Source organism: Ihubacter massiliensis, from assembly GCF_024125305.1.
GTDB classification, from domain to species: Bacteria; Bacillota; Clostridia; order Peptostreptococcales; family Anaerovoracaceae; genus Hominibacterium; species Hominibacterium faecale.
Genome location: NZ_JAMXVH010000001.1, coordinates 3,734,339 through 3,757,475, shown reverse-complemented (window position 1 = coordinate 3,757,475; position 23,137 = coordinate 3,734,339). Strand labels below are relative to the sequence as shown.

22 protein-coding genes are annotated in these 23,137 nt (G+C 48.0%); 6 read left to right on the top strand and 16 right to left on the bottom strand.

All coding sequences use genetic code 11. The features are described 5' to 3' along the window. Nucleotides 1-45 precede the first annotated feature (45 nt). From eno to trmL, 6 genes are all read right to left on the bottom strand, one after another. Nucleotides 46-1,335 (bottom strand): phosphopyruvate hydratase, encoded by a 1,290-nt coding sequence (eno, locus tag NIA71_RS17175; RefSeq protein ID WP_148395417.1) that lies wholly within the window; start codon nt 1,333-1,335, stop codon nt 46-48. Nucleotides 1,336-1,350: 15 nt separating this feature from the next. Beyond that, on the bottom strand, nt 1,351-2,097 hold the full coding sequence (gene tpiA / locus NIA71_RS17170) for a triose-phosphate isomerase (protein WP_253021057.1): 747 nt from the start codon (nt 2,095-2,097) through the stop codon (nt 1,351-1,353). Next, nucleotides 2,094-3,281, bottom strand: a complete 1,188-nt coding sequence (locus NIA71_RS17165; protein ID WP_269476810.1) for a phosphoglycerate kinase — start codon at nt 3,279-3,281, stop codon at nt 2,094-2,096. The genes tpiA and NIA71_RS17165 overlap by 4 nt, the downstream gene beginning before the upstream one ends. Nucleotides 3,282-3,452: 171 nt before the next feature. Further along, nucleotides 3,453-4,469: a type I glyceraldehyde-3-phosphate dehydrogenase gene (gene gap / locus NIA71_RS17160; protein WP_148395415.1), complete on the bottom strand. Its 1,017-nt coding sequence runs from the start codon at nt 4,467-4,469 to the stop codon at nt 3,453-3,455. Between the two features lie 47 nt (nt 4,470-4,516). After that, on the bottom strand, nt 4,517-5,956 hold the full coding sequence (rpoN, locus tag NIA71_RS17155; RefSeq protein WP_253021056.1) for an RNA polymerase factor sigma-54: 1,440 nt from the start codon (nt 5,954-5,956) through the stop codon (nt 4,517-4,519). Nucleotides 5,957-6,049: 93 nt separating this feature from the next. Continuing rightward, a complete protein-coding gene (gene trmL, locus NIA71_RS17150; RefSeq protein ID WP_253021055.1) occupies nt 6,050-6,520 on the bottom strand; it encodes a tRNA (uridine(34)/cytosine(34)/5-carboxymethylaminomethyluridine(34)-2'-O)-methyltransferase TrmL in 471 nt (156 codons plus the stop codon). Nucleotides 6,521-6,696: 176 nt separating this feature from the next. Here trmL and NIA71_RS17145 point away from each other — a divergent pair, with 176 nt between their 5' ends. Then, nucleotides 6,697-7,668, top strand: a complete 972-nt coding sequence (locus tag NIA71_RS17145) for a homoserine dehydrogenase (protein WP_148395413.1) — start codon at nt 6,697-6,699, stop codon at nt 7,666-7,668. 7 nt (nt 7,669-7,675) lie between these two features. Beyond that, nucleotides 7,676-8,170 carry an SEC-C metal-binding domain-containing protein gene (locus tag NIA71_RS17140; RefSeq protein WP_148395412.1) on the top strand — a complete coding sequence of 165 codons (495 nt, stop codon included), beginning with the start codon at nt 7,676-7,678 and terminating at the stop codon, nt 8,168-8,170. 360 nt (nt 8,171-8,530) lie between these two features. Here the strand turns inward: NIA71_RS17140 and NIA71_RS17135 are convergent, their stop codons facing one another. The 6 genes from NIA71_RS17135 to nth form a co-directional block, all read right to left on the bottom strand. Continuing rightward, nucleotides 8,531-9,274: a Rossmann-like domain-containing protein gene (locus tag NIA71_RS17135; protein WP_253021054.1), complete on the bottom strand. Its 744-nt coding sequence runs from the start codon at nt 9,272-9,274 to the stop codon at nt 8,531-8,533. Between the two features lies 1 nt (nt 9,275). Further along, on the bottom strand, nt 9,276-9,992 hold the full coding sequence (locus NIA71_RS17130; RefSeq protein WP_253021053.1) for an ATP-binding cassette domain-containing protein: 717 nt from the start codon (nt 9,990-9,992) through the stop codon (nt 9,276-9,278). After that, nucleotides 9,989-10,792 (bottom strand): ABC transporter permease, encoded by an 804-nt coding sequence (locus tag NIA71_RS17125; protein ID WP_148395409.1) that lies wholly within the window; start codon nt 10,790-10,792, stop codon nt 9,989-9,991. Before NIA71_RS17125 ends, NIA71_RS17130 begins: the two co-directional genes overlap by 4 nt. Nucleotides 10,793-10,797: 5 nt before the next feature. After that, on the bottom strand, nt 10,798-11,577 hold the full coding sequence (gene modA / locus NIA71_RS17120; RefSeq protein WP_253021052.1) for a molybdate ABC transporter substrate-binding protein: 780 nt from the start codon (nt 11,575-11,577) through the stop codon (nt 10,798-10,800). 175 nt (nt 11,578-11,752) lie between these two features. Beyond that, nucleotides 11,753-12,259, bottom strand: a complete 507-nt coding sequence (locus NIA71_RS17115; RefSeq protein WP_253021051.1) for a prolyl-tRNA synthetase associated domain-containing protein — start codon at nt 12,257-12,259, stop codon at nt 11,753-11,755. Further along, nucleotides 12,256-12,897: an endonuclease III gene (nth, locus tag NIA71_RS17110; protein ID WP_148395406.1), complete on the bottom strand. Its 642-nt coding sequence runs from the start codon at nt 12,895-12,897 to the stop codon at nt 12,256-12,258. Before nth ends, NIA71_RS17115 begins: the two co-directional genes overlap by 4 nt. A 180-nt stretch (nt 12,898-13,077) precedes the next feature. On the opposite strand from nth, the gene NIA71_RS17105 reads away from it, so the two are divergent. Both NIA71_RS17105 and hydA read left to right on the top strand, forming a co-directional pair. Then, on the top strand, nt 13,078-14,670 hold the full coding sequence (locus NIA71_RS17105; protein ID WP_148395405.1) for an NCS1 family nucleobase:cation symporter-1: 1,593 nt from the start codon (nt 13,078-13,080) through the stop codon (nt 14,668-14,670). Nucleotides 14,671-14,849: 179 nt separating this feature from the next. Beyond that, nucleotides 14,850-16,271: a dihydropyrimidinase gene (gene hydA, locus NIA71_RS17100; protein ID WP_253021050.1), complete on the top strand. Its 1,422-nt coding sequence runs from the start codon at nt 14,850-14,852 to the stop codon at nt 16,269-16,271. A 149-nt stretch (nt 16,272-16,420) separates the two neighbouring features. Here hydA and NIA71_RS17095 read toward each other — a convergent pair whose 3' ends face one another. Genes NIA71_RS17095 through NIA71_RS17080 form a run of 4 tightly spaced genes read right to left on the bottom strand, consistent with a single transcriptional unit; the run spans nt 16,421 to nt 19,535 of the window. Beyond that, a complete protein-coding gene (locus NIA71_RS17095; protein WP_253021049.1) occupies nt 16,421-17,515 on the bottom strand; it encodes a GGDEF domain-containing protein in 1,095 nt (364 codons plus the stop codon). Further along, nucleotides 17,499-18,065, bottom strand: coding sequence for a hypothetical protein (locus NIA71_RS17090; RefSeq protein WP_148395402.1), 567 nt, complete (start codon nt 18,063-18,065; stop codon nt 17,499-17,501). The genes NIA71_RS17095 and NIA71_RS17090 overlap by 17 nt, the downstream gene beginning before the upstream one ends. A gap of 16 nt (nt 18,066-18,081) precedes the next feature. Next, nucleotides 18,082-18,678 carry a J domain-containing protein gene (locus NIA71_RS19995; protein ID WP_148395401.1) on the bottom strand — a complete coding sequence of 199 codons (597 nt, stop codon included), beginning with the start codon at nt 18,676-18,678 and terminating at the stop codon, nt 18,082-18,084. After that, entirely contained in the window at nt 18,678-19,535 is an 858-nt protein-coding gene (locus NIA71_RS17080; protein ID WP_253021048.1) for a DUF5685 family protein, read from the bottom strand. Before NIA71_RS17080 ends, NIA71_RS19995 begins: the two co-directional genes overlap by 1 nt. Before the next feature lie 530 nt (nt 19,536-20,065). On the opposite strand from NIA71_RS17080, the gene NIA71_RS17075 reads away from it, so the two are divergent. Next, on the top strand, nt 20,066-21,985 hold the full coding sequence (locus NIA71_RS17075) for an aconitate hydratase (RefSeq protein WP_253021047.1): 1,920 nt from the start codon (nt 20,066-20,068) through the stop codon (nt 21,983-21,985). 14 nt (nt 21,986-21,999) lie between these two features. Beyond that, the gene (locus NIA71_RS17070; protein WP_253021046.1) at nt 22,000-23,130 is read left to right on the top strand and encodes an isocitrate/isopropylmalate family dehydrogenase; all 1,131 of its coding nucleotides are present in this window, start codon (nt 22,000-22,002) and stop codon (nt 23,128-23,130) included. The last annotated feature ends 7 nt before the right edge of the window (nt 23,131-23,137 follow it).

Here is a 23,137-nt window from a genome sequence, read left to right as displayed (position 1 = left end):
TTACGGGCAGCACACGCTGCCCGCAAAGTTACTTTACGCTTCAATTTATTTCAGATTATAGAAGGCATCAAATCCCGCGTACAGGCCTGAGTCGCCCAGCAGCTCTTCAATGCGAAGCAGCTGGTTGTATTTGGCGATCCGGTCGGTTCTGGAAAGGGACCCGGTCTTGATTTGTCCGGCATTGAGTCCGACAACGATATCGGCGATGGTCGTATCTTCCGTCTCACCGCTTCTATGGGACACAACTGCTGTGTAACCGGCTTTTTTCGCCATTTCGATGGCGTCAAAGGTTTCGGTCAGTGTTCCGATCTGGTTGACCTTGATGAGAATAGAATTGGCAATTCCCTTTTCGATTCCGCTTGCCAGTCTCTCGGTATTGGTGACAAACAGGTCGTCGCCCACCAGCTGAATCTTTTTGCCCAGCTTTTCGGTAAGCAGCTTCCAGCCGTTCCAGTCGTCTTCCGCCAATCCGTCTTCGATGGAAACAATTGGATACTTATCCGCCAGCATTTCGTAGTATTCAACCATTTGCGCCGCTGTTCTGCTCACGCCTTCACCAGTCAGAGCATAAATGTCTTTCTCTGCATTGTAGAATTCGCTGGCAGCAACGTCCAGTGCGATGCGCACATCATCGCCAGGTTTGTAACCGGCCTTTTCGATGGCTTCGATTATGACCTGAATGGCTTCCTCGTTGGTGGACAAGTTTGGAGCAAATCCGCCTTCGTCGCCCACGGCTGTATTGAGGCCCTTGCCTTTTAATACGGCTTTCAGGCTGTGGAATACTTCCGCGCCCATTCTCAGCGCTTCTCTGAACGTAGGAGCTCCGGCAGGCATGATCATGAATTCCTGAATGTCGACGGTATTATCGGCATGGGAACCACCGTTTAAAATATTCATCATGGGAGTAGGAAGAACTTTTCCGTTGACGCCGCCCAGGTACTGGAACAGCGGAAGTCCCAGAGATTCAGCCGCCGCTCTGGCCGCAGCCATGGAAACGCCGAGAATCGCATTGGCGCCCAGTTTACCCTTGTTGGGAGTTCCGTCCAGGTCGATGAGCAGTCTATCCAGGCCCACCTGATCGAATACGTCGCAGCCGATCACCTCATCGGCAATTACGGTGTTTACATTCTCTACCGCCTGCAAAGTACCTTTGCCCAGATAACGGCTCTTGTCTCCGTCCCGCAGCTCAACTGCCTCGTGAACGCCTGTGGATGCGCCGGACGGTACCATCGCTCTTCCCACACTGCCGTCATCCAGCATAATTTCAACTTCTACTGTAGGATTTCCTCTTGAGTCCAGCACTTCCCGTGCGATTACATCTTCAATAAATGGCATGTTCTTCTCCTCCTTCTAAAAATCAATAATTTCCATAAAATCTTTTGCATTGAGACTGGCGCCGCCTACCAGAGCGCCGTCTATATTGTCCATGTTCATGATCTCCGTTGCATTGGCCGGCTTAACGCTGCCGCCGTACTGAATTACCACTTTATCGGCAACGTCTTCGTTATATAGAGCTTCAACTGCGTTTCTGATAAATTCGCACATATCCTCAGCCTGCTGAGGAGTCGCGGTCTTTCCTGTACCAATCGCCCAAACCGGCTCATATGCAATGACCAGTTTTACAGCCTGCTCGGGAGCGATTCCCGCAAGTGCGCCCATCAGCTGATCCCTTACTACCAAATACTGTTCTTCCTGTTCTCTCTGCTGAAGATTTTCTCCAACGCATAGAATCGGCGTAATTGTACCAGCAAAGAGCCTCTTTAACTTGCGGTTGATGGTTTGGTCAGTTTCGCCAAAATACTGTCTCCGTTCGGAGTGGCCGATGATACAGTAATCCACACCTACATCCTCCAGCATTTGCACCGATATTTCGCCGGTGAAAGCGCCTTCATCTTCATAAAACGCATTCTGCGCTCCTACCTTGATGTCTGTGCCGGAAAACAGGTTCTTCAAAAGGCCCAAATACACGTACGGCGCACAGATCGCGGTCTTTACGTCCGTATCCTGGTATAGTTCTTTGAATTCTTCGGCAAAGGTTACGGCTTCTCTCCCTGTTTTGAACATTTTCCAGTTTCCTGCGATAAATGGTGTTCTCATTCTTTTTCCTCCAATACTGCAATCCCAGGTAATACCTTACCCTCTAAAAATTCCAGCGATGCGCCGCCGCCGGTGGAAATGTGAGTCATTTTATCCGCATAGCCGAACTGTTCCACAGCTGCTGCCGAATCGCCACCACCTATTATAGTCGCTGCCTGGCTGTTTGCCAAGGCTTCTGCGATTTTTTTTGTTCCTTCTGCGAAATTGGGCATTTCAAATACGCCGGCCGGGCCGTTCCAGACTACCGTCTTTGCTTTTGCCAGTTCCTCGCTGATTAGTTGGACCGATTTGGGACCAATGTCCATGCCCATCATATCCGCCGGTATCTGATCCCTGTCGCAGACTTTCTTTTCGCTGTTGTTGTCAAACTCCTTGGCGCATACCACATCCACGGGGAGAAGCAGCTTCACGCCGGCCTGCTCTGCCTTTTTCATCAATTCTCCGGCCAGATCGATGCTGGGTTCGTCCAGGATGGAGGTCCCGATTTCCAGTCCCATGGCCTTGAAGAAGGTGTAGCTCATTCCGCCGCCGATGATCAGCGTGTCTACTTTCTTCAAGAGATTCTCAATGACCGGTATTTTGTCCCCGACTTTTGCGCCGCCCATGATGGCCACAAAGGGTCTCTTGGGGTTTTCCAGCGCATCTCCAAGGAATTTTACTTCTTTTTCAATGAGAAAACCGGATACAGCCGGCAGGTAGTCGGCCACACCGGCTGTGGAGCAGTGGGCGCGATGGGCGGTGCCGAAGGCATCGTTGACGAACAGTTCTCCCAGCTGGGCCAGTTCTTTGGCAAACCCCGGCTCGTTCTTCGTTTCTTCCTTGCGGAAGCGGACGTTTTCCAGGAGCATGACCTGGCCGTTTTCTAAAGCCGCTGCCGTATCGATGATCTGCTGGCTCACAACCTCAGGAACGCTGGTAAAAAAAACTTCTTTTCCCAAAAGCTCTTCCAGCCGTTCTGCCACTGGTTTGAGTGTATATTCCATATTCGCCTCACCCTTGGGTCTGCCCATATGGGACATGAGAATCACCTTTGCTCCGTGGTCGATCAAGTATTCGATCGTTGGCAATGCCGCGGTGATACGAATATCATCTGTAATTTTTCCGTCCTGCATGGGTACGTTGAAGTCGCATCTCAGCAGAACTTTCTTTCCTTTTACTTCCACATCTCTTACTGTTTTTTTCATAATTCTACTCCCTTTCAAATGTAAATCAATCTTCTATGGGCCTGTTTGGCCGTGCTGCCCGTGTCTCGGCCCTTGGTAGCGGATCTTTTGACGGGCCGTGAGGCGCTCTTATAGCACAACAGCCGATTGTTCATCGGCTGTCGTATTGCATGGGATCGAGTCCCTTTTCCTCTATTTAGTATCTACACTGTTCATGTGTTTTATGAGCGACAGGATTTTGCTGGAATATCCATATTCATTATCATAGAATGCAATTAGTTTAAAGAATTTATCATTGAGCTGGATTCCTTCTCTGGCATCAAAGATGGAAGTGTGCGGATCGCCGATAAAGTCGCTGGATACCACTTCATCATCGATATATTCGATGACACCTTTCATGGTCGTTTCGGAAGCTTCTTTGATCTTGGCGCAGATCGCTTCGTAGGAAGCGGATTTTTTTGTCATAATATTCAGGTCGATTACCGAAACGTCGGCTGTTGGCACACGATAGGAGATACCGGTCATTTTGCCAACCAGAGACGGGATAACCAGACCTACGGCTTTGGCCGCGCCTGTGGTGGACGGAATGATATTGTTAAAGGCAGATCTTCCAGTTCTCCAATCCTTCAGAGAACGGGCGTCTACCACTTTCTGCTTTGCAGTAGCTGCATGGATCGTTGACATGAGCCCCTGTTCGATTCCCCAGTTATCTTCAATGACTTTCGCCAGCGGTGCCAGACAATTGGTGGTACAGGAAGCGTTGGATACAATGTGCATATCCTTTTTATAGCTCTCATGGTTAACGCCCATTACAAAGGTCGGTGTAGTCTTGTCCTTTGCCGGTGCTGTGATGATTACTTTTTTTGCCCCCTGGTTGATATGTACCATTGCTTTTTCCGTCGTGTTGTATGCTCCGGTACCTTCTACAATATACTCTGCCCCGCATTCGCTCCACGGAATATTAGCGGCATCGCTCTCGCTGTATACCGGAACTTTCTTGCCATCAATTACAATCCCGTTTTCATATACAGCCAGGTCTTTTGGAAAACGGCCGAAGATAGTGTCATATTTGAGCATGTACACCATGTACTCCTTGTCCGCGTTACGTACGTTGATTCCGCAGATATCAATATCTTTATCATCCATAGCTGCGCGGATCACGACTCTTGCGATACGACCAAAACCACTAATACCGACTTTAATTGCCATTTTGTAATCCTCCTCGATTAACTAAAAAATATATTTAAATGTATTAATTAATACCGTCTTCGTTTGGATGAGGACAATATGTTCATCTCATCCCTGTATTTTGCCACTGTCCTTCGGGAAATATCAATACCTTTATCCTTCAGCATCTTAACCATATCCTGGTCGCTGTGAGGCGATTTTGGATCCTCGTTGTCCACAATTTCCTTAATAAAACTTTTTATGCTTTTTGAGGAAATGCCTTCTCCCTGGTCGCCTGAAACGCCCCCGGAGAAAAAGTATTTAATTTCGAAAACGCCCATTGGACTTTGCAGGTACTTACCGTTGATGGAACGGCTTACCGTTGATTCATGGATGCCCACTTCTTCGGCAATCTGCTTCAGCGTCAGGGTTTTCAAGTATTTGCTCCCTTTGTCGAAAAAGTCCTTCTGGTATTTGACTACGGCTTTGACCACATTATAGATGGTCTGTTTTCTTTGATCGATACTCTTGATAAGCCAGACTGCTGAATTGAGCCGATCTGTAAGATATTTGGACAGGTTGGAGTCCTTCTCCGCCTCTGTCAGCAGTTTCTCGTAGTAGGAGCTGACCATCAAATGAGGCGTGCTGCTGTCATTGACCGTTACCACGTAGTCGTCATCCACCCGTTCCACTAAAACATCGGGCACGATATATCTGGTATCCGTCTGACTGGCAAACTGGCGTCCCGGCTTTGGTTCCAGAGATTTAATCACATCCGCCATTTCCTGAATCTCTTTAACAGGAATGCCCATGGATTTTGAAATCGCTCCCAGTCGGTTAGCCGCCAAATCCTCCAGGTGCTCATTGATTACAAGTTCATATTCTTCAGTCAGCAGCCCCTTATGCTCCATCTGAATCAGCAGACATTCTTTTAGATTCCTCGCCCCTACTCCCGCCGGATCAAAGGTGTGTATGATATCGAGGACCTCCTCAACTTTATTCTCCGGAACACTGGTAACTTTAGCGATCTCTTCCACCGACAGCGTCATATATCCGTTTTCATCCAACGACTCAATGATATACCTGCCGACATTGCGGCAGCCCCTTTTATGGGAAGCAAACTGCAGCTGGAACATCAGGTGCTCCGGCAGGGTGACATCATAGGTGGTATACTGCTCGTAAGAATTTTCTTTTTCCTCCGGATCCTTGTACTCCCATTGCCGGTAACTGATATCATCGTACTGCCGGTCTTTTAGGTATTCCTTCCAATCGATTTCACCATCCTGGTCATTTTTTTCCGGTGCGGCATCTTCCCTGGATCCGCTTTCCTGTTCACCATGCTCCTGTGATTCCCCCGGCGCAGATGCTCCCTGTTCCAGAACAGGATTGGTCAGCAATTGTTCCTGCACATACGAATCCAACTCCTGGGTGTTGAACTGCAGAATTTGAATTGCCTGAATCAATTCAGGGGTCATCACCAGTTTTTGTGTTTGTTCAATTGTCAGATCATATCCAAGTCTCATGCTCATTCATACACCTCTGTCAAATCAAGAAATTCACTTTATTTTTCACAACACTTACGCAATAATTATACCATAACCACGTTTTTTTTTCTAGAGCTTTTAGCTTAAATTAGGAAAACCTAATTGCCTCAGTGCTTCAAATAGGATGATGTTCGCTGAGTTGGAGAGGTTAAAGGATCGCAGTCTAGTGTCTTCACTCATAGGTATACGTATGGCCCGGGATTCATTGGCTTTGATAAAATCCCGCGGCAGTCCTGCCGTCTCTTTTCCAAACAGGATCATATCCTCATCCTGGTATTCCACCTCTGTATAAAGATTAGGGCCTTTGGTGGTAGCCAAGTACATATTCCTTCCTTTATATGTGTCTAAAAACACCTGCAGGCTCTCATGGACTTTCAGGGTTACGAAAGGCCAGTAATCCAGTCCTGCCCGTTTTAAGCTTTTATCATCAATGGAAAACCCCAGCGGCTTTACCAGGTGCAGCACACTGCCCGTCGCCGCACAGGACCTGGCGATGTTTCCCGTATTAGGCGGGATTTCCGGTTCTACCAGAACGATGTGTATTGCCATATTGTTCCTCCTATTCAAGATTTTTATGCGCAACTCCTTTCATTGTGGCGGCTCGATTGATAAAAGTCAATGACTTTGTAACCAATCGCAAAAATTTCTAATTTTCTAAAGACAAATCGTCTTTTTTGTTATATAATTTTAGTCAATGCATTTTGAGATCGTAGGAGGTATTCTGAATGAAAATAGTAAAGGTTGGTTTGCTGGGTCTGGGCAACATTGGAACCGGCACATATAAAACCTTGGAAATGAATAAAGCGCAGATTGAAGCTGCTGCTGAATGCAAAATTGAAATTACCAAAATCCTAGAGCGGGATGTGGATCGCAAGCGCGACATAACGGTTGTACCGGAACAGTTCACGCAGGACCCGGATTCGATTTTCCAGGATCCTGAAATAGATATCGTCATCGAACTCCTGGGTGGTATTGAGCCTGCATCCACCTTCATGCTTTCCGCAATGAAAAACGGCAAGCATGTGGTTACGGCCAACAAGGCGGCTGTAGCGGCTAACTTTGACCGCTTGATGAAAACAGCTAAAGAAAACCATGTGGACTTCCGATTTGAAGCCAGTGTGGGAGGCGGTATCCCGATTCTCAACGCCATCACCACTGTGCTCCGTTCCAATCAGTTCGAGGAAATCCTTGGTATTCTCAACGGGACGACCAACTATATTCTGACACAGATGACCGAATACGGACTGCCCTATGGCGATGTGCTGAAAAAGGCCCAAGAAAAAGGCTTTGCCGAAGCCGATCCCACGGCTGACGTGGAAGGCATCGATGTGGCTAACAAGCTGTCGATTTTGATGGCACTTGCTTTCGATACCTATGTCGCACCAGAAGATATACCAACTACCGGCATCACCGACATTACCAGAGCCGATATTACCGACGCTGCAGTCAACGGCTGCAAAATCAAGCTGATTGCTTCTGCTAAAAAAACAGAAAATGGTTTGGAATACAGCGTTAAACCTACACGCATCCCCAATTCACATCCTCTGGCAACGATCAATAATGAATTCAATGCTGTCTTTGTACGCGGAAACGCGGTGGACGAGCTGATGTTTTATGGAAAAGGCGCCGGCCCGCTGCCAACCGGCAGTGCTGTGATGGGCGATGTGCTGGAAATAGCAAAATTATGCGGGAGGTAACAGGAACATGACTTTGTACGAACAATGGCGCGATCTGATTGAGAATCAGACAGATGCCTCATTCAAAGATTTTTGGACAGAATACAGTGAGGCGGAAACAAAGATTTACAGTGATCTGTTGGACAACCCTGGGGAAAAAATATCCGCTCCACTTAAAGAACTTGCGGACAAGTATCAGGTTCGTCCAGTTATCTTCATGGGATTTTTAGACGGAATCAATTCCAGCCTTCGTAAGGGCAACGATTTTGAGAACTACGGCGAAGATTCTCAGGTGGAACTGGACATTGATCTGGAAAAGCTTTACTATAATATGCTGGCAGCTGACGCCGATTATTTGTATGGTCTGCCTCAGTGGGAAAAGCTCTTGTCAGAAGAAAAACGGCAGGAAATTGTTAAGGCATATAAAAAATCAAAGACCGTTGTAAAAGGTGAAAAAATCGGCCGCAACGACCCATGCCCCTGCGGAAGCGGCAAAAAGTATAAGAAGTGCTGCGGAAGATAACGGCCATAAGAAATGCCGGTCTTTTTCCCGGATCTCCCACTCCAAGAGGGGAGTGCCCTGCTAGAAGCAGTGTTATCAAAATAGCTGAGAAAATCGTTTGACTTTGATAGTTTTCAGCCTTTTATGCACCTGCTTAGGGCTCTGCGCAGATAAAAGTATCAGGATCCATCTTTAAATCATTGGATTCTGATACTTTTTTAATTGGTTTTTAGAAAGAGTATTAAAAACGAAGCCGTTTTATTTAAATACCGATACTCTGCTCTACAGCAGCAAAAGCTCCTTGGGCTTGGCGGCCCCAATCGGCCAAAACCGAGAACCCGCGGTAAACTTCTGGCCCGCCAAGAAGCAGTCCCCATCACCCTACTTCGCACAAAAGCACATCCGCTTGCAGCCTAAAAGCTCAGCCGCACCGGCCAGGGTCGTGCCGAAAAAAAGCACCTCTTTATCCAAATTCAAAAAATTCAGGATCGTACCATTGCAAAGGGTGCTGCCTGTGCAAAGTACCAGTTCCGCCCAATCTTTTACAACCGCCTGAAAGTCCTCAACTCCATGCTCCACCATTACCCCGTAACGCAGCTGCCCGATATTCTCCGGATTCAAATCCAGCACTTTAAGCGGATATTCCTTTGACAGATTTTCCAAAAGGGCCGGCTGATATCCCACCAGTGCGATCTTGGGAGTTCCGTAATGCTCTTTTATATAACATGCAGCCTGCTTTGCACATTCCTCCGGTTCCTGTTCTTTACAATGGACCGTCTTTTCTGCAAGTCCCAAATAACGCATCACTGCATTCATTGCAGCGATGAACAGTCCTCTTGCGTGGGAATCATCAGCCAGCCCCAGACTCAGAATCTCTTTCAAAGACCCTTGAAACTGTGCCGGAGCATCGGTGAAGGCCTGTCCTTTGGCGCCTTTATAGTCAGCCTCCAGCATAACCTCCTTTCCTGTCAGGATCGGATAATCTTTTCTTTGGGTTTTACCGATTGCCTCCAGCGGAGACAAGGCTTTTGAACGGATGACAATGGTTTCTGATTTCAGCTCATATTTCTCTAACACTTGTTCAAAACGAGCTTTTAGATATTCAAAAAATTCTCTTTGTTCCATGTTACTCTCCTTTAATTCCAAGAAATCGATGGATTGACTCGCTGTCATAGGAAGAAAAAAGCGTATCCGGGGTCCTGACGGCGCACAGCTTTCCTGCTTCCATAATTCCGATACGGTCAGCGAGAAATGCTGCCTCTTCAAAATCGTGGGTAACAAAAATAATCGGACATTGATAATGAGCGCTTATATGTTTCACTTGTTTGTATAGGGCTTTCTTTGTTTCTGGATCTAATGCACTAAAAGGTTCATCCAGCAGCAGCAGTCTGGGATTTGTAATTAACGCCCGGGCCATGGCTACTCTCTGTTTTTCGCCGCCGCTCAATGTTCCCGGATATTGGTGCAGAATATGTCCAATGGAAAAGAGTCCGGCAATTTGCTGAACCTTTTGCAGAGTCTCCGATTTCTTTTGTTTCTGCATCGTCAGTCCGTAGGCAATATTTTTTAATACGCTCATATGAGGAAACAGTCCGTAGTCCTGATAAACAAATCCAATTCGCCGTTCTTCCACCGGAATGGAGCTTACCGAAATACCATCTATGAGCATCTCGCCTGTCCCGTCCTCATAGAAACCCGCAATCGATTCCAGCAGCATCGTCTTGCCAGAACCGGTTTTGCCCACAACCGCAAAGATTTCCCCCTCATCCACCGCAAGATCGATGGACTTGAGGGAAAAATCGCCCCGCCGAATGTGATACTTCCTGACTTCTACTCTGTTCATACTTCTTTCCTCGTTACTCTTTTGTTCTTTTTCTCCAGCCTGCTGCTGAAGATCAGAGTTGCCATAGATATAGCGATCAATATGGTTGCGGAAGCCATAGCCATATCGTTGTCGCCGGTGGAGATATTGAGATAAATACTAGCCGGCAATGTCTCCGTCACCATTCGCGTTACCCCTACCAGCATGAGGGTTGCCCCGAATTCACCCAGTCCCCGGGACCAGGCTAAAATACAAGCGGACAGCAGATCGTTCCGGCACAATCCCAATGTAATGGTATAAAAGCGTTTCCACCTGCTTGCGCCCAGTGTCCCTGCAATGAATTCAAGGCGAAGGTCTACCTCAGAAAAGGCGGATGTCACCAGCTTGATCACAAAAGGCAGATTGACCATGATCTGGGCAATCACAATTCCTGCAGCGTCAAAGACAACCCGGAATCCAGCCGCCTTTAAGAGCTGTCCTGCTTGAGAGGAGAAAACAATTAATAGGCATAGCCCCAGAACAAGATATGGAAGCGACAACGGCACTTCAATAATAGCTTCAATTAGCTGCCTTCCCGGGAAACGCTTTCTAGTCAGCACGTAGGAGCAGGGCAGCGCCAAAAGCATACATACTACTGTGGATATGGTTGCGGTGGCCAAGCTCAATTTGACAGCAAATTGGACTTCATCAGAAAAGAGGGATTCCCTGAGAGCGGAAAATCCCCCTAAAATCACCGCCAGCAAGCTAATCGTAATAAATGCAGTTACCAAAATCAAAACGCCAATGGCAAACCATTCAAATAATTGGAATCTGCGTTTCATAAGGGTTATACCAGCTCATATCCAAATTCGGTCCAGATGTCTTTTGCTTCCTTAGTTCCAAGAAACGCTTCGAACGCTTTCAGCGTATCCGCATCCTTTGTCGTTGAAAGAGACGCGGCGGGAATGGTTTTTATGTAAGCTTCCATATCCGGTACCTCTGCGATCTCGACGTTGTCGCCCTTGACATTTTCCTTCCAGACGATGGCAGCATCCGCCTCGCCTGCGGAAAGGGCAGTAGTCATCTGCGGAGCAGTTGTTGTTGTAGCGGCCAGCTTGACCTGATCCTTAATTCCGGCATCAGCAAAGGCTTTCTGCGCAATCTTTCCAATCGGGGTGGAATCCGGATCTCCAATTAGTACGCGCACGGAATGGCCGGCTAAATCTTTGATACTTTTTATGTTTTTCGGATTTCCTTTCTGAACAGCGATCACTGGAATATGTTTTACCAAATCTTCGCTTTTGCTGACTGTTTCCTTTACCGGTTTTAATTCTTCCGCTGATCCGGCAATGAACATATCACCTTCTTTGGAAGTGTTGATCTGTGTTTGAATTTGTGCCGCATTGGCAAAGGTAACCTTCATTTGACATCCGGTCTTTTCCTGAAAGGTATCGGAGATTTTTTGAAACGGCTCTTTCATTCCCGCGCCGCAGTAAATCATCAGGCTTTTGCCTTCAAGGTTCTTGCTTCCGCCTGTCTCCTGATTGTCTCCGTCGCCGCTTCCGCATCCAGCAAGCAAACCGACCGTCATCGTCAGCATCATAACAATAGCAACTAGTTTTTTCATGGTGTAAACATCCTTTCTCTTTTTTCTTAATAACACCACCCAGTGTACCAAGGATTACGAGAAAAGTATGTTGTCAAGGCAACATTTTCCAAAAAAAATTGATCAAAAAGGGATACATGGAGACGGGAATCCGTTTATACCATGTATCCCTTTGACCAAGCTCAGATTTAAACGATTATACTTCGAAAATCACGGTATTTCCCATATGCTCCAGAAACTTGAGAAAATCGTTTTTAGTCAGTGACAGCGTTGCCGTATTATCGTTGGGATGAAAATTGACCGTCATATCACCGGCTGCCTGGCCGATCGATTTTGCCAGCACCACAATCACCCGATGCTGCAAGTCGTTAATCAGTCCAAAAGGGCTCACTGATCCAGGAGTAAGACCAAGGTATTCCATTAGCTCATCATCTCCCGCAAATGTGACCTTATTGCCCCAGCCGGTAAACTTGGCAAATGCTTTAAAATCCAGCTTGCGATGGTCGTCCAATATGACAAGGTACCGCTCCGGTCCCCTCTTGTTTTTTATAAAAAGATTTTTCAGATTTAAACCTGGCAGCACATAGCCCTTTTCATCTGCTTCCGCCACTGTGAAAAAAGCTTGATGTTCATGAATCTGGTAAGAAACCCCCAAGTCATCCAGCACTTTGTATACCCCCAGCCGAGCGTCCTGCTTTGTCATTTTACACTTACACCCTTCTTTTTACATATGTAACCGATTACACAATTTTCACAGTCTGGATTTCTAGCGTGACAGCAGTAACGTCCGTGGAAAATCAAGCTGTGATGAGAGCGGGACCAGCGCTCTTCCGGCAAGCTATTCATCAGCGCCATCTCCGTCTTCAAAACGTCCTTTTCATCGACCAGACCAATTCGGTTGGAAACCCTGAAAACATGGGTGTCTACGGCGATCCGCTGATGGCCGAATCCCACTGCCAGCACCACATTGGCGGTTTTTCTCCCCACCCCTGGCAGTTCAATCAACAGGTCGTAATCTTCTGGAACTTGTCCATCATATTTTTCAACCAGCATCCTCGCCAGGGCCAGAATATTCTTCGATTTGTTCTTATACATGCCGATCCGTTTGATGATATCCTCCAGATTTTCCTGTGAGGCCTGCGCCAAAGCATGGGCGTCCGGATAGGTTTCAAAAAGTTTTTTTGTTACCAGATTAACACTCTTATCTGTGGTCTGCGCCGATAAAACGACCGCCACCAAAAGCTGAAAAACGCTGCCGTGCTCCAATGCGCAATCAGCGTCCGGATATTGCAATTCCAACTTATCCAGTATTTCATTTACCTGTTTTTTCGTAAAGCTCATACGATACCTCCTCTACGTCTGGGTATGATTATACATGGATAACATATTGTTTTCAACTCCAACCAATATTTTGAGTTTTCTAAAAAATTAAAAAAAACTAGTTACATTTCTGACAATTTATAGTATAATTGGTTATGAAATAATTTACGCTTTGTAAAAATTTAATATGGAGGTGTTTAAATGTCAACGCACACACAAGTAGTTCGCAACGGACTATACGAACTGACGGATACTGCCAAAGCGGAACTATTGTCTTCCAAGTATTACAATGAAGACCTGGCTCCCACTTCAGTATCCCAGAGAACCTGGACTACATACAACATTTCGATGTTATGGGTTGGTATGTCGATCTGTATCCCATCCCTTTCCCTGGCATCCGGACTTATCGGTATGGGTGTATCCCCATGGCTTTCTATCATCAATGTAGCCTTAGGTAACATCATCGTTCTGATCCCGATTCAGCTGAACTCGCAGGTCGGAACCAAATACGGTATCCCGTTCCCGCTCTTTGCCAGACTGACCTTCGGCGGCAGAGGCGCCCAGATACCGGCAATCCTGAGGGCGATCACCGCCTGCGGCTGGACTTCCGTTCAGGCCTGGGTAGGCGGCGGTGCCGTAGCGGCCATCATTGGCTGCGTGATTCCCAAGTTTGCCCATGAAGACTGGACAATGAGCCTTCCTTCCTGGGGCGGCATGGAGACCGTTGTAGCCGGTCAGTTCATCGGTTACATCATTTTCATCATCTTTATCGGCTGGGTAGCTTATAAAGGTATGGATCAGATCAAATGGGTCCAGAACATCGGCGGACCGCTGCTCATCGCAGTTATGATCGCTCTTCTGATCTGGGCCGCAATGTATGCGGGAGAAGCAGGCTATTCCTTCTCCGACGTACTGAATTCACCGAACAATGATGCATTGATTGAAAAGGGCGGCGGGTTTGCTCTCGTTTACCTGGGAGGCCTGATGGGCAACATCGCTTTCTGGGCGACCATGGCTCTCAATATCCCGGACTTTTCCAGATATGCAAGATCCCAGAAGGATCAGTTCAGAGGCCAGCTGTACGGCATGCCGATTCCAATGGCATTCTGCGCATTCGTAGGTGCGTTCTTTGCAAGAGCAACTGAGCTGGTTGACGGCCAGGCCATGTTCGACCCGACAGCCGTATTCTATCGGATCGATAACAAGCTCATCGTATTTATCGCAGCTCTGGCTGTAGTAGCAGCTACCGTAACCACTTGCGTAGCGGCCAACGTAGTAGCGCCGGCCAACGGAATTTCCAACATCAACCCGAAGAAGATCAGCTACAAGAAGGGCGTTGTTGTTACCATCCTGATCGCGTTCTTCATCCTGCAGGCTTGGTGGATCTATGGTTCCGGCGGAGCATACTTCACTTGGATGAACGCTTACGGAACAATCCTCTCACCGATCGCCGCTATCTTTATCGCAGACTACTTCGTTTGCAAGAAAAAGAAGGTGGAAATCGCAGCACTGTTCAAGGGAGAAGAAGGCAGATACTGGTATGGCAACGGCTTTAACAAGGCCGCTATCATCGCCTGGGTCGTAGCATTCATCATTCCGCTGATCACTTACTTCCAGCCGGCCACTGCAAGCAATGGCTTCTGGACATTAATTACTTACATCAACTCCATCAACTACATTTGGTCCTTCATCGTTGGTTTCGTCGTATATGTACTGCTGATGAAAACCAGCATGGCCAAGGATTCCAATATCTCTGATGAAGAGTTTGAAACTATCGAAAAAATAGAAGCATAACAAGGATTAGTTTTCACAAAGACTTAAAGAACAAAGTCGGCTTCGCCGATTGTTTAAAGAAGTAGACTTTGTTGATACTTCGGAAATATCCTGAGGATATTTCCTACGTAATAATGATACCGTAGAAGCCTTTGAAACCAAGGGCTTCTACTCTTATCCAAGTAAAAGGAGGTTGTATTATGGATTTATTAATCAAGGGCGGCACCGTCGTAACAGCACAGTCGAGCTTCAAAGCGGACGTGGCTGTAAAAAACGGTAAAATCACAGCAATCGGAGCAAACTTGAAGCCGGAAAAGGGCGCGGAAGTGGTAGACGCTAAAGGCAAGCTGGTACTTCCTGGCGCCATTGACGGACATACTCATCTGGCCATGCCTTTCGGCGGAACCATTTCCACCGACGATTATTATGCCGGTACAAGATCGGCTGCATGCGGCGGAACGACCACGGTATTCGATTTTGTCCTCCAGGGGCAGGGTGAGCCTATGCTGGATGCAATCAACCGCAGAAATGATCTGGCTGCTCCAACAGCAGCAGTGGACTACTCGTTCCACATTGGTGTGGGTGATGTCACAACGGATGAAATGCTGGATTCCATGGAGGATGCCGTTAAGTTTGGTGTAACCTCCTTTAAAGTATTCATGGTATATGATTTCGGCGTAGATGACGGACAGTTCTACAAAACTCTGCTCAAAGCCAAAGACATCGGTGCACTGGTCGGCGTGCACGCTGAAAACAGAGAAGTCAACAACGTTCTCATCGCCCAGTACCTGGCTGAGGGCAAAACGGACGCCTGGTGGCATTATATGGCTAAAAACGAGGCTGTTGAAGGCGAAGCGGATGTAAGAGCCATCAATTTGGCTAAAATGGCCGGAACTTCTCTCTATATCGTTCACTTGGCTAACAAACAGGGCATGGACGCAGTAACAGAAGCCAGGGATCAGGGTTATCCCATTTTTGCAGAAACTTGTCCTCAGTATCTGTACTTCACCAGCAAAGTTTATAAGGAAGGCATTCCGGAACAGGGACTTCGCGCCCGCGACTTCGTATGCTCTCCGCCAATGAAGGGGAAAGAATCTCAGGATTCTTTGTGGGAAGGAATTAAGAGAGGCGATATCTCCACCATCGCCACCGATCACTGCCCGTTCACAAAGGCAGAAAAGGACTGGGGAATCACCCAGAAGGACGGTACTCCAGGAAACTTCACCACCATTCCTAATGGCTGTGCCGGTATTGAAAACATGTATCCTTATGTTCTGTCTGAGGCAAACAAGGGCAGAATTACCTTCAATAAAGCAGTTGAACTGTGTGCTTCCAATCCGGCTAAACTGTTCGGACTGGATACACAAAAAGGCGCTCTTCAGGTGGGACTGGACGCGGATATCGTAATCTACGATCCGAAGAAAAACTTCACCATCACCAATGAAGCTATGCATGGCGACACGGATCATACCATCTGGGAAGGCGTACCGGTTAAAGGGTATCCTGTGGCCACTTACAGCAGAGGAAATCTGGTTTACAAAGACGGCGAATTCCTCGGCAAGAAGGGCGACGGAAAATTTGTGAAGTGCAATAAGATTAAACATAAGACGCCAATGCTTTAGCCCATATCATGCTAGCCGTACAAGGTTCTGCAAGCATGCATTTCTGATATGGAACGGTCCCGGCAAAAACACAAGAAGCTGCGAATCAAAAATGTTCGCAGCTTCTTTATGCTTTCAGCCTAGTCTTTTAATCAGGCAGCGGCTCCAAGTCAGTATTGGATGAAGCGAATACTTCCTTTGTCTTTCTTTTTTACTTGGTACAATGCTTTATCCGCCCGGGCGATCAATTCTGCCAGCTCAACATCAGAAGCGTAAGGCGTAGCCCCGATACTGATCGACAGCAGCAACTTCTCTCCCGTACTGCTTATGGTGTATTGTCTCAACTGTTCTTGCAATAATTTCAGCCTCTTTTGCCCATCCTCCCATTTATCGTCAAAGAGAAACGCACTGAATTCATCGCCTCCATAGCGAAAACATAGCATGCCGCAAGCAGGTTCCAAACATCTTTCTCCCAGAAACCTCAATACCGCATCGCCTTCCAGATGGCCATATGTATCATTGATTTCCTTAAAACCGTCAATATCCCACATGGCAAAAAAGGTAGGCAGTCTTCCCAATTTTTTTTCTTGCACTTTTTTCTGGAAATCTTCCAAGGCTCTGACATTATATAGTTTTGTCATAGGGTCCTTCTGTGCGGTCTCCTTCATCCGGCCCCATTCCTCAATACTGCGTACCATCATTTCTCTTTTTTCATTTTCCAAGCGTATAATGGTTAACGAGAGCACATAAATTCCGCATAAAATAATCACAGCCAGCAGCAGATCCGCCAGCTCGTCAGCACAGAAGGAAACGCTTTGGTCAATGCAGTAAATTGCACTCAGACATCGGCCGATCAGTGCTGCGAAGAAAATGATCGTCGTCAAAAGCTTGTCACCATAAAAAACGGTAACAATAATCATGAAGGCGAACAGCAGATAGACAGAAGGAAAGGTTGCATGGACAATGGCAATGATAAAGGCCTCGGCCACGGCCAGCAGTGACACGGTATATTCTTTTTGTTTCAAGTTTGTACCATTAGATCGATATGTCAGCCACGCTGTCAATACACAGATTCCGTTAAGGCCCGTAGGCAGGGCCACATATTTCAAGAAATATCTGCTTGGCTCTGACTCCATGGTCCCCTGGGCGGTCAGCACAAAATAAAAGACAATCTCTGCCGCAAATGCGACCACGGCCATACCCAAAAGGGTCTGCATATGGATCAGTAAGGCCTTTTCCAGCGTTTTTTCATACCTGCTTGTCATTTCCGTTTTTTCTCTTTTCCGATAGCTGAAAGGATGCCATTTCCGGCTTTCCGAATCGTTTTCGATAGATGCGAATGAGTAAAGTATAGATCCAATCATACAGCAGTAAAAACAGGATGCCCGCTGCAAGCAGCACTGCCGCCGGCAAGTCCGGCAAATCCACGTTTCCCAGCAGCAGTCCCTGAAAGCCGTAGAATGCCGCTGAAAGAACTCCTGCAAAGAACAATACTTTTAGGCCTACTTGCATAATCGGATTTTTAATCTTTTCAATAAAATATTTCAGGATTCCATAGAGACCGAATAGACAGGCATACGGCAAAATCCCTATTTTATTGGGTACGATCAAAAGTCCCAGCAGAATGGCCGCAACATAGAGGAGAATTCCTCCTTTGACGCCGGTTTCAATGATCATCACGGCGATAAACAATGAACTGAGCGCGTAAAGTGTCAGTTCCACTCCAGGCACGAAAGAGGCGCCGAACATAAATACAACGGACAGCGCCAGGCAGATTCCGCCCAGTGCAAGCTTGAAGGTCTTTTTATTTGTCACCTGATCCCCCTTGAATCTAGAAGCAGTCACAGCACATATCTGCGCAGCAGTAGCACTGCAGCGCTTTACAGAAAGCGTCTTCTGTGGAATTATATCCTCTTCCATAGGCTGTATTTTGATAGCTCTGTCCCACGTTCATCATCTGCCCCAGAGCCTGACTGTATTCCGGGTTGGACGGGTCCATATTGACTGCCTGCTGTACTTTGCTGACTGCATCATCGTACCAGCCTTTGCGGTAGGACAGCATCCCCGACAGAAACATCCACTCGGCGTTGCGGTTCTGGGTCCGGTTAAGAATTTCTTCCGCTGCCTGCAAATTTCCCATATCGATATTTCGTCTGACCTGGTTGAATTCCGGTGTGGTTCGCGCCTGGCCATAATTGTTTCCACGACTGGAGCCCGGTCCATATCCTGTTCCGGCATTTTTCCCAGAGCCTTTCATGAGTATGTCATAAGCTTCATTTACTTCTTGAAGTTTTTCTTCTGCCAGGTCGGACAGCGGATTATTTTGATATTTGTCCGGATGGTATTTTTTTACCAGCTCTTTATAAGCGGCTTTGATTTCTGCTTCGGAAGCTCCCTGTCTGACTCCCAGTACTTCATATGGATCCATTATTCCTCCTTTTGGGTCATATTCTGTGTTTTTCGAAGTAACCCCTTGTAAATTATATTTTCTATTATACCTTCATTTTTCTTAATAGCAAGCAAATCTGCGGCCCTCCCTATCTCCCCCAAATAATGGTAGAGATTGAACTCGCAGGTTTCCATGATCCGGCCGCGGAAGTCCTCTTCTCCCTGCTCGTAGCTGAATCGGTAGAGCAGCGGATTATAGGCTCCGCTCTCAATGTTCTCGTCGATGTCGTCGATGGCATCCATCAGGTAAATCCATTTTCCCAGATGATAGCCGATTCTGCGCAGGACTTCTTGTTCTTTAAATCCGCCCGGCAAAGGGCCCTCTTCAAAAATCGCTTCCATGATTTTGGCAAAGGCTTCCGCGGCCTGATCCAAATTGGCGCATTTGTCTTTTTCCAGCTGGGTCAGTCCCTGCAGCCCTTTTTCAACTCTCAGGCAAAGACCGGGCCTGGCGGCTTCCAGCCTGTGATAGATATGCTTTAACGCTTTCGCCGCTGCCTTAGCGTGCAGCTTTCCCTCATCCCTGGCGTCATCCTGAAGCTTGTGCCAGGCCAGGATCAGCATCACATCTGCGGCATAATCGATGGCTTCATTGCTGACAATGGTTTTTTTCTTAATGGGGTGAATGATGCAATGTTCTCTGGCCGGCTGATCTTCTTCTCTGTAGAGGCTGCCGATCAAAAGCGCCAAAAACGCCGCGTCATAGCTGAGCACCATCCTCGGCAGCTGTCCGTAACGCCGGGCGATGGATTTGCAAACGCCGCAATAGTATCCGTTATAAACTTCGAATTCCCGCATTTTTAATTCCGGTCTATCCGCTGTTACATATCCTAACATCCTCAAAGCGCCCCTTTCTGTTCCTAAGCGTACCATATCAGCTTTTGAAATTCAAATAGATTCTAAAAATATCATAAAATCTTCATTTCTTGTTGGCCCGGGGCTCCGGGGAAGGCTGATGCTGGGACTTACCGGGCTGGGCTGGCTCCAGAGCTCCCGGACAAATCATCGTGATCGCTCTCCGGCAGCCCTCTCCACGATGATTTTGCTCCTTTTTTGCCGTCTTTCCATCTAAAACCAGCGGAAAATCATCGCTGATTCTCCTTTTTTCATCCTCCAGCGATTAAAAATTATCGTGGGCCAAGGCTAAAATAGCCTCCAGCGATGATTTTACTTTTCGGCCTTAATTTATCCTGGCCCAGAGGGCCCGCTCCTCTCCCCTGCGCACCCCCACCTTCCTTCCCCCGCCCCACCACCTCAAAAAACCCCATTCTGCCTCTTGACCCCAATTCCGCATACTGGTATACTTGTATACAATGGCGTCAATCAAAATTACATATTTTTATATAAGACAAGGAGGTCCATATACAATGGGAAAAACACTAGCATATAAGATCCTGGAGAATCATCTGGTGAGCGGCAATCTGACACCGGGTGAAGAAATCACGATCAAGATCGATCAAACACTGACGCAGGATTCCACCGGAACGATGGTATACCTGCAGCTGGAAGCCATGGATGTCGACAAAGTACAGACTGAGCTTTCCGTCGCTTACATAGACCACAACACCCTGCAGACCGGATTTGAAAACGCCGACGACCACGCCTTCATCAAGAGCGTCGCTCAGAGACACGGCGTGCTCTTCTCCAAGCCAGGCAACGGCATCTGCCACCAGCTGCACCTGGAAAACTACGGCAAACCGGGAAAAACCCTGCTGGGATCAGACAGCCATACGCCTACCGGCGGCGGACTGGGCATGATCGCCATCGGCGCCGGCGGACTGGATGTTGCGGTAGCCATGGCAAAAGGCACCTACAGCCTGGTTGCTCCCAAGGTAATTAAAGTCGAGCTGAAAGGCCGGCTCCATCCCTGGACATCGGCAAAAGACGTGATTCTGTACGTGCTCCAGCAGCTGAGCGTAAAAGGCGGCGTTGGCAAAATCGTAGAATACACCGGCGAAGGCGTGAAATCCCTTTCCGTAACCGACAGAGCGACCATCACCAACATGGGTGCGGAGCTGGGCGCGACCACATCCGTATTCCCCAGCGACGAAAATACAAAAGCATATCTCAAATCCCAGGGCAGAGAGGCCGATTACACGCCGCTGGCCGCAGACGCCGATGCGGTTTACGATCAGGAACTGATCGTCGATCTGGACAGTCTGACACCGCTGGCTGCCCAGCCCCACAGCCCGGACAATGTGGATTCCATCGCAAACATCGGCGAAATCAAAGTCGATCAGGTTGCCATCGGAAGCTGCACCAACTCATCCTACACAGATTTGATGAAGGTTGCCGCTATCCTCAAAGGAAAGAAAGTCCATCCTGATGTAAGCTTGGTTATTTCACCGGGATCCAGTAAGATTCTCACTAAGATGGCAGAAAACGGCGCCCTGGCCGATATCATCGCCAGCGGAGCGCGTATCATCGAAAACGCCTGCGGCCCCTGCATCGGAATGGGACAATCGCCAAAATCAGGCGCGGTTTCCCTGAGGACTTTTAATCGGAACTTCAAAGGCAGATCAGGAACCCTGGATGCGGACGTTTACCTGGTAAGCCCTGAGACCGCGGCCATCTCTGCGGTTACCGGCGTGCTGACAGACGGCAGCAAAACCGGCCAGGCCCTGCCGCAGATCGAAGACACCGACTTTACCGCAAACGATAACTTCATCGTTTACCCGGAAGGAACCAATACCGAAAATACGCCGGTGGCCATGGGACCAAACATCAAACCGTTCCCAAGAAACACCGCCCTTCCTGAAACCGTGGAAGTAACCGTGACTCTCCACGCAGGCGACAACATTACGACAGACGATATCATGCCGTCCGACTCCAGACTGCTGCCTTATCGCTCCAACATTCCTCATCTGGCCAACTACTGCTTTGAGAAGGTTGACAGCGGGTTTGCGGGAAGATGCAAGGAGGCCGGAACCTGCGCCATCATCGGCGGCGACAACTATGGACAGGGGTCCAGCCGGGAGCACGCCGCACTGGCGCCGCTGTATCTGGGCGTAAAGTTCGTTGTGGCAAAATCCTTTGCGCGGATCCACCGCTCCAACCTGATCAACAGCGGAATCATGCCTCTGGTATTTGAAAATCCGGCTGATTACGACGATTTCACCATCGGCGATGAGCTGGTCATCGAGCAGGCGCCCAAGCAGGTGCAGAGCGGCACGGTTGAAGTAAAAAACAAAAATACAGGCAAAACATATCAGACAAAGACTAACTTCTCCGACCTGGAGATCGCACTGATCTTAAAGGGCGGCAAGATTAATTACATGAAAGGTTAAAAAGGTGGAACACTATGGAATATGTAAAGGCATTTGAAACAATCGTAAAAGAACAGCTGGAGCGGGCAGAGCGGATGAAAACCGCTCCCCAGTCCACGGACTATAAGGCTCTGGATAAAATTATCGTAGGTATCATCGACGGTGACGGCATTGGCCCCATCATCACCCAGTCCTGCAAAAAAATCATGGAGCATCTGATGGCGGACGAGATCGCGGCAGGAAAGCTGGAACTGAGAGACATCGAAGGTTTGACCATCGAAAACCGGATTGAAAAAATGGAAACCGTCCCCGCTGACGTACTGGCAGCCGTAAAAGATTGTCACGTTCTGCTCAAGGGACCTACCATGACCCCGGGAAAAGGCGACAACATGCCCAATCTGGAAAGCGCCAATGTAAAGCTGAGAAAAGAATTGGATCTGTTTGCCAATGTAAGACCGGTATCCATTCCGGAAAAGAACATCAACTGGACCTTCTTCAGAGAAAACACAGAAGGCGAATATGCGCTGGGAAGCCAGGGCGTGGATATCAACGACGATATTTCCATGGACTTTAAAGTCACTACCACTATCGGAACCACCCGCCTTGCCCGCGCTGCTTTCGAATTTGCCAAAGCAAACGGCAACCAGAGAGTCACCATCGTAACCAAGGCCAACATCATGAAAAAGACCGACGGCAAATTCCTCAGCCTCTGCTACGAAGTGGCTAAGGATTACCCGGAAATCCAGGTGGACGACTATTACGTTGACATCACAGCAGCAAACCTGATTAAAGAACCGGCCAACAGCAAGTTCAACGTATTCATCCTGCCCAACCTCTACGGCGACATCATCACGGACGAAGCCGCGCAGATTCAGGGCGGCGTCGGCACGGCAGGAAGCATCAACCAGGGCGGCCGTTACGCCATGTTTGAAGCCATCCACGGTTCTGCTCCGAGAATGATTTCCGAAGGAAGAGGCCAGTATGCCAACCCTTCCAGCATCGTAAGAGCAGGCGCTATGCTGCTGAGACATATCGGCTACGGTGACCAGGCTGCGGCCCTGGACAATGCACTGGACGAAGCTTTGGACGCCCTCAGCATGACCTCAAACAGCACGGGAAATTCGACAGACGACTTTACCGAATTTGTAATCAGCCATCTGAAATAGCAGCAAC

Bases quoted from the DNA above. Each gene is read 5' to 3' on its own strand.
- eno (WP_148395417.1), bottom strand. From the start codon at position 1,335: ATGCCATTTATTGAAGATGTAATCGCACGGGAAGTGCTGGACTCAAGA.
- tpiA (WP_253021057.1), bottom strand. From the start codon at position 2,097: ATGAGAACACCATTTATCGCAGGAAACTGGAAAATGTTCAAAACAGGG.
- NIA71_RS17165 (WP_269476810.1), bottom strand. From the start codon at position 3,281: ATGAAAAAAACAGTAAGAGATGTGGAAGTAAAAGGAAAGAAAGTTCTG.
- gap (WP_148395415.1), bottom strand. From the start codon at position 4,469: ATGGCAATTAAAGTCGGTATTAGTGGTTTTGGTCGTATCGCAAGAGTC.
- rpoN (WP_253021056.1), bottom strand. From the start codon at position 5,956: ATGAGCATGAGACTTGGATATGATCTGACAATTGAACAAACACAAAAA.
- trmL (WP_253021055.1), bottom strand. From the start codon at position 6,520: ATGGCAATACACATCGTTCTGGTAGAACCGGAAATCCCGCCTAATACG.
- NIA71_RS17145 (WP_148395413.1), top strand. From the start codon at position 6,697: ATGAAAATAGTAAAGGTTGGTTTGCTGGGTCTGGGCAACATTGGAACC.
- NIA71_RS17140 (WP_148395412.1), top strand. From the start codon at position 7,676: ATGACTTTGTACGAACAATGGCGCGATCTGATTGAGAATCAGACAGAT.
- NIA71_RS17135 (WP_253021054.1), bottom strand. From the start codon at position 9,274: ATGGAACAAAGAGAATTTTTTGAATATCTAAAAGCTCGTTTTGAACAA.
- NIA71_RS17130 (WP_253021053.1), bottom strand. From the start codon at position 9,992: ATGAACAGAGTAGAAGTCAGGAAGTATCACATTCGGCGGGGCGATTTT.
- NIA71_RS17125 (WP_148395409.1), bottom strand. From the start codon at position 10,792: ATGAAACGCAGATTCCAATTATTTGAATGGTTTGCCATTGGCGTTTTG.
- modA (WP_253021052.1), bottom strand. From the start codon at position 11,577: ATGAAAAAACTAGTTGCTATTGTTATGATGCTGACGATGACGGTCGGT.
- NIA71_RS17115 (WP_253021051.1), bottom strand. From the start codon at position 12,259: ATGACAAAGCAGGACGCTCGGCTGGGGGTATACAAAGTGCTGGATGAC.
- nth (WP_148395406.1), bottom strand. From the start codon at position 12,897: ATGAGCTTTACGAAAAAACAGGTAAATGAAATACTGGATAAGTTGGAA.
- NIA71_RS17105 (WP_148395405.1), top strand. From the start codon at position 13,078: ATGTCAACGCACACACAAGTAGTTCGCAACGGACTATACGAACTGACG.
- hydA (WP_253021050.1), top strand. From the start codon at position 14,850: ATGGATTTATTAATCAAGGGCGGCACCGTCGTAACAGCACAGTCGAGC.
- NIA71_RS17095 (WP_253021049.1), bottom strand. From the start codon at position 17,515: ATGACAAGCAGGTATGAAAAAACGCTGGAAAAGGCCTTACTGATCCAT.
- NIA71_RS19995 (WP_148395401.1), bottom strand. From the start codon at position 18,678: ATGGATCCATATGAAGTACTGGGAGTCAGACAGGGAGCTTCCGAAGCA.
- NIA71_RS17080 (WP_253021048.1), bottom strand. From the start codon at position 19,535: ATGTTAGGATATGTAACAGCGGATAGACCGGAATTAAAAATGCGGGAA.
- NIA71_RS17075 (WP_253021047.1), top strand. From the start codon at position 20,066: ATGGGAAAAACACTAGCATATAAGATCCTGGAGAATCATCTGGTGAGC.
- NIA71_RS17070 (WP_253021046.1), top strand. From the start codon at position 22,000: ATGGAATATGTAAAGGCATTTGAAACAATCGTAAAAGAACAGCTGGAG.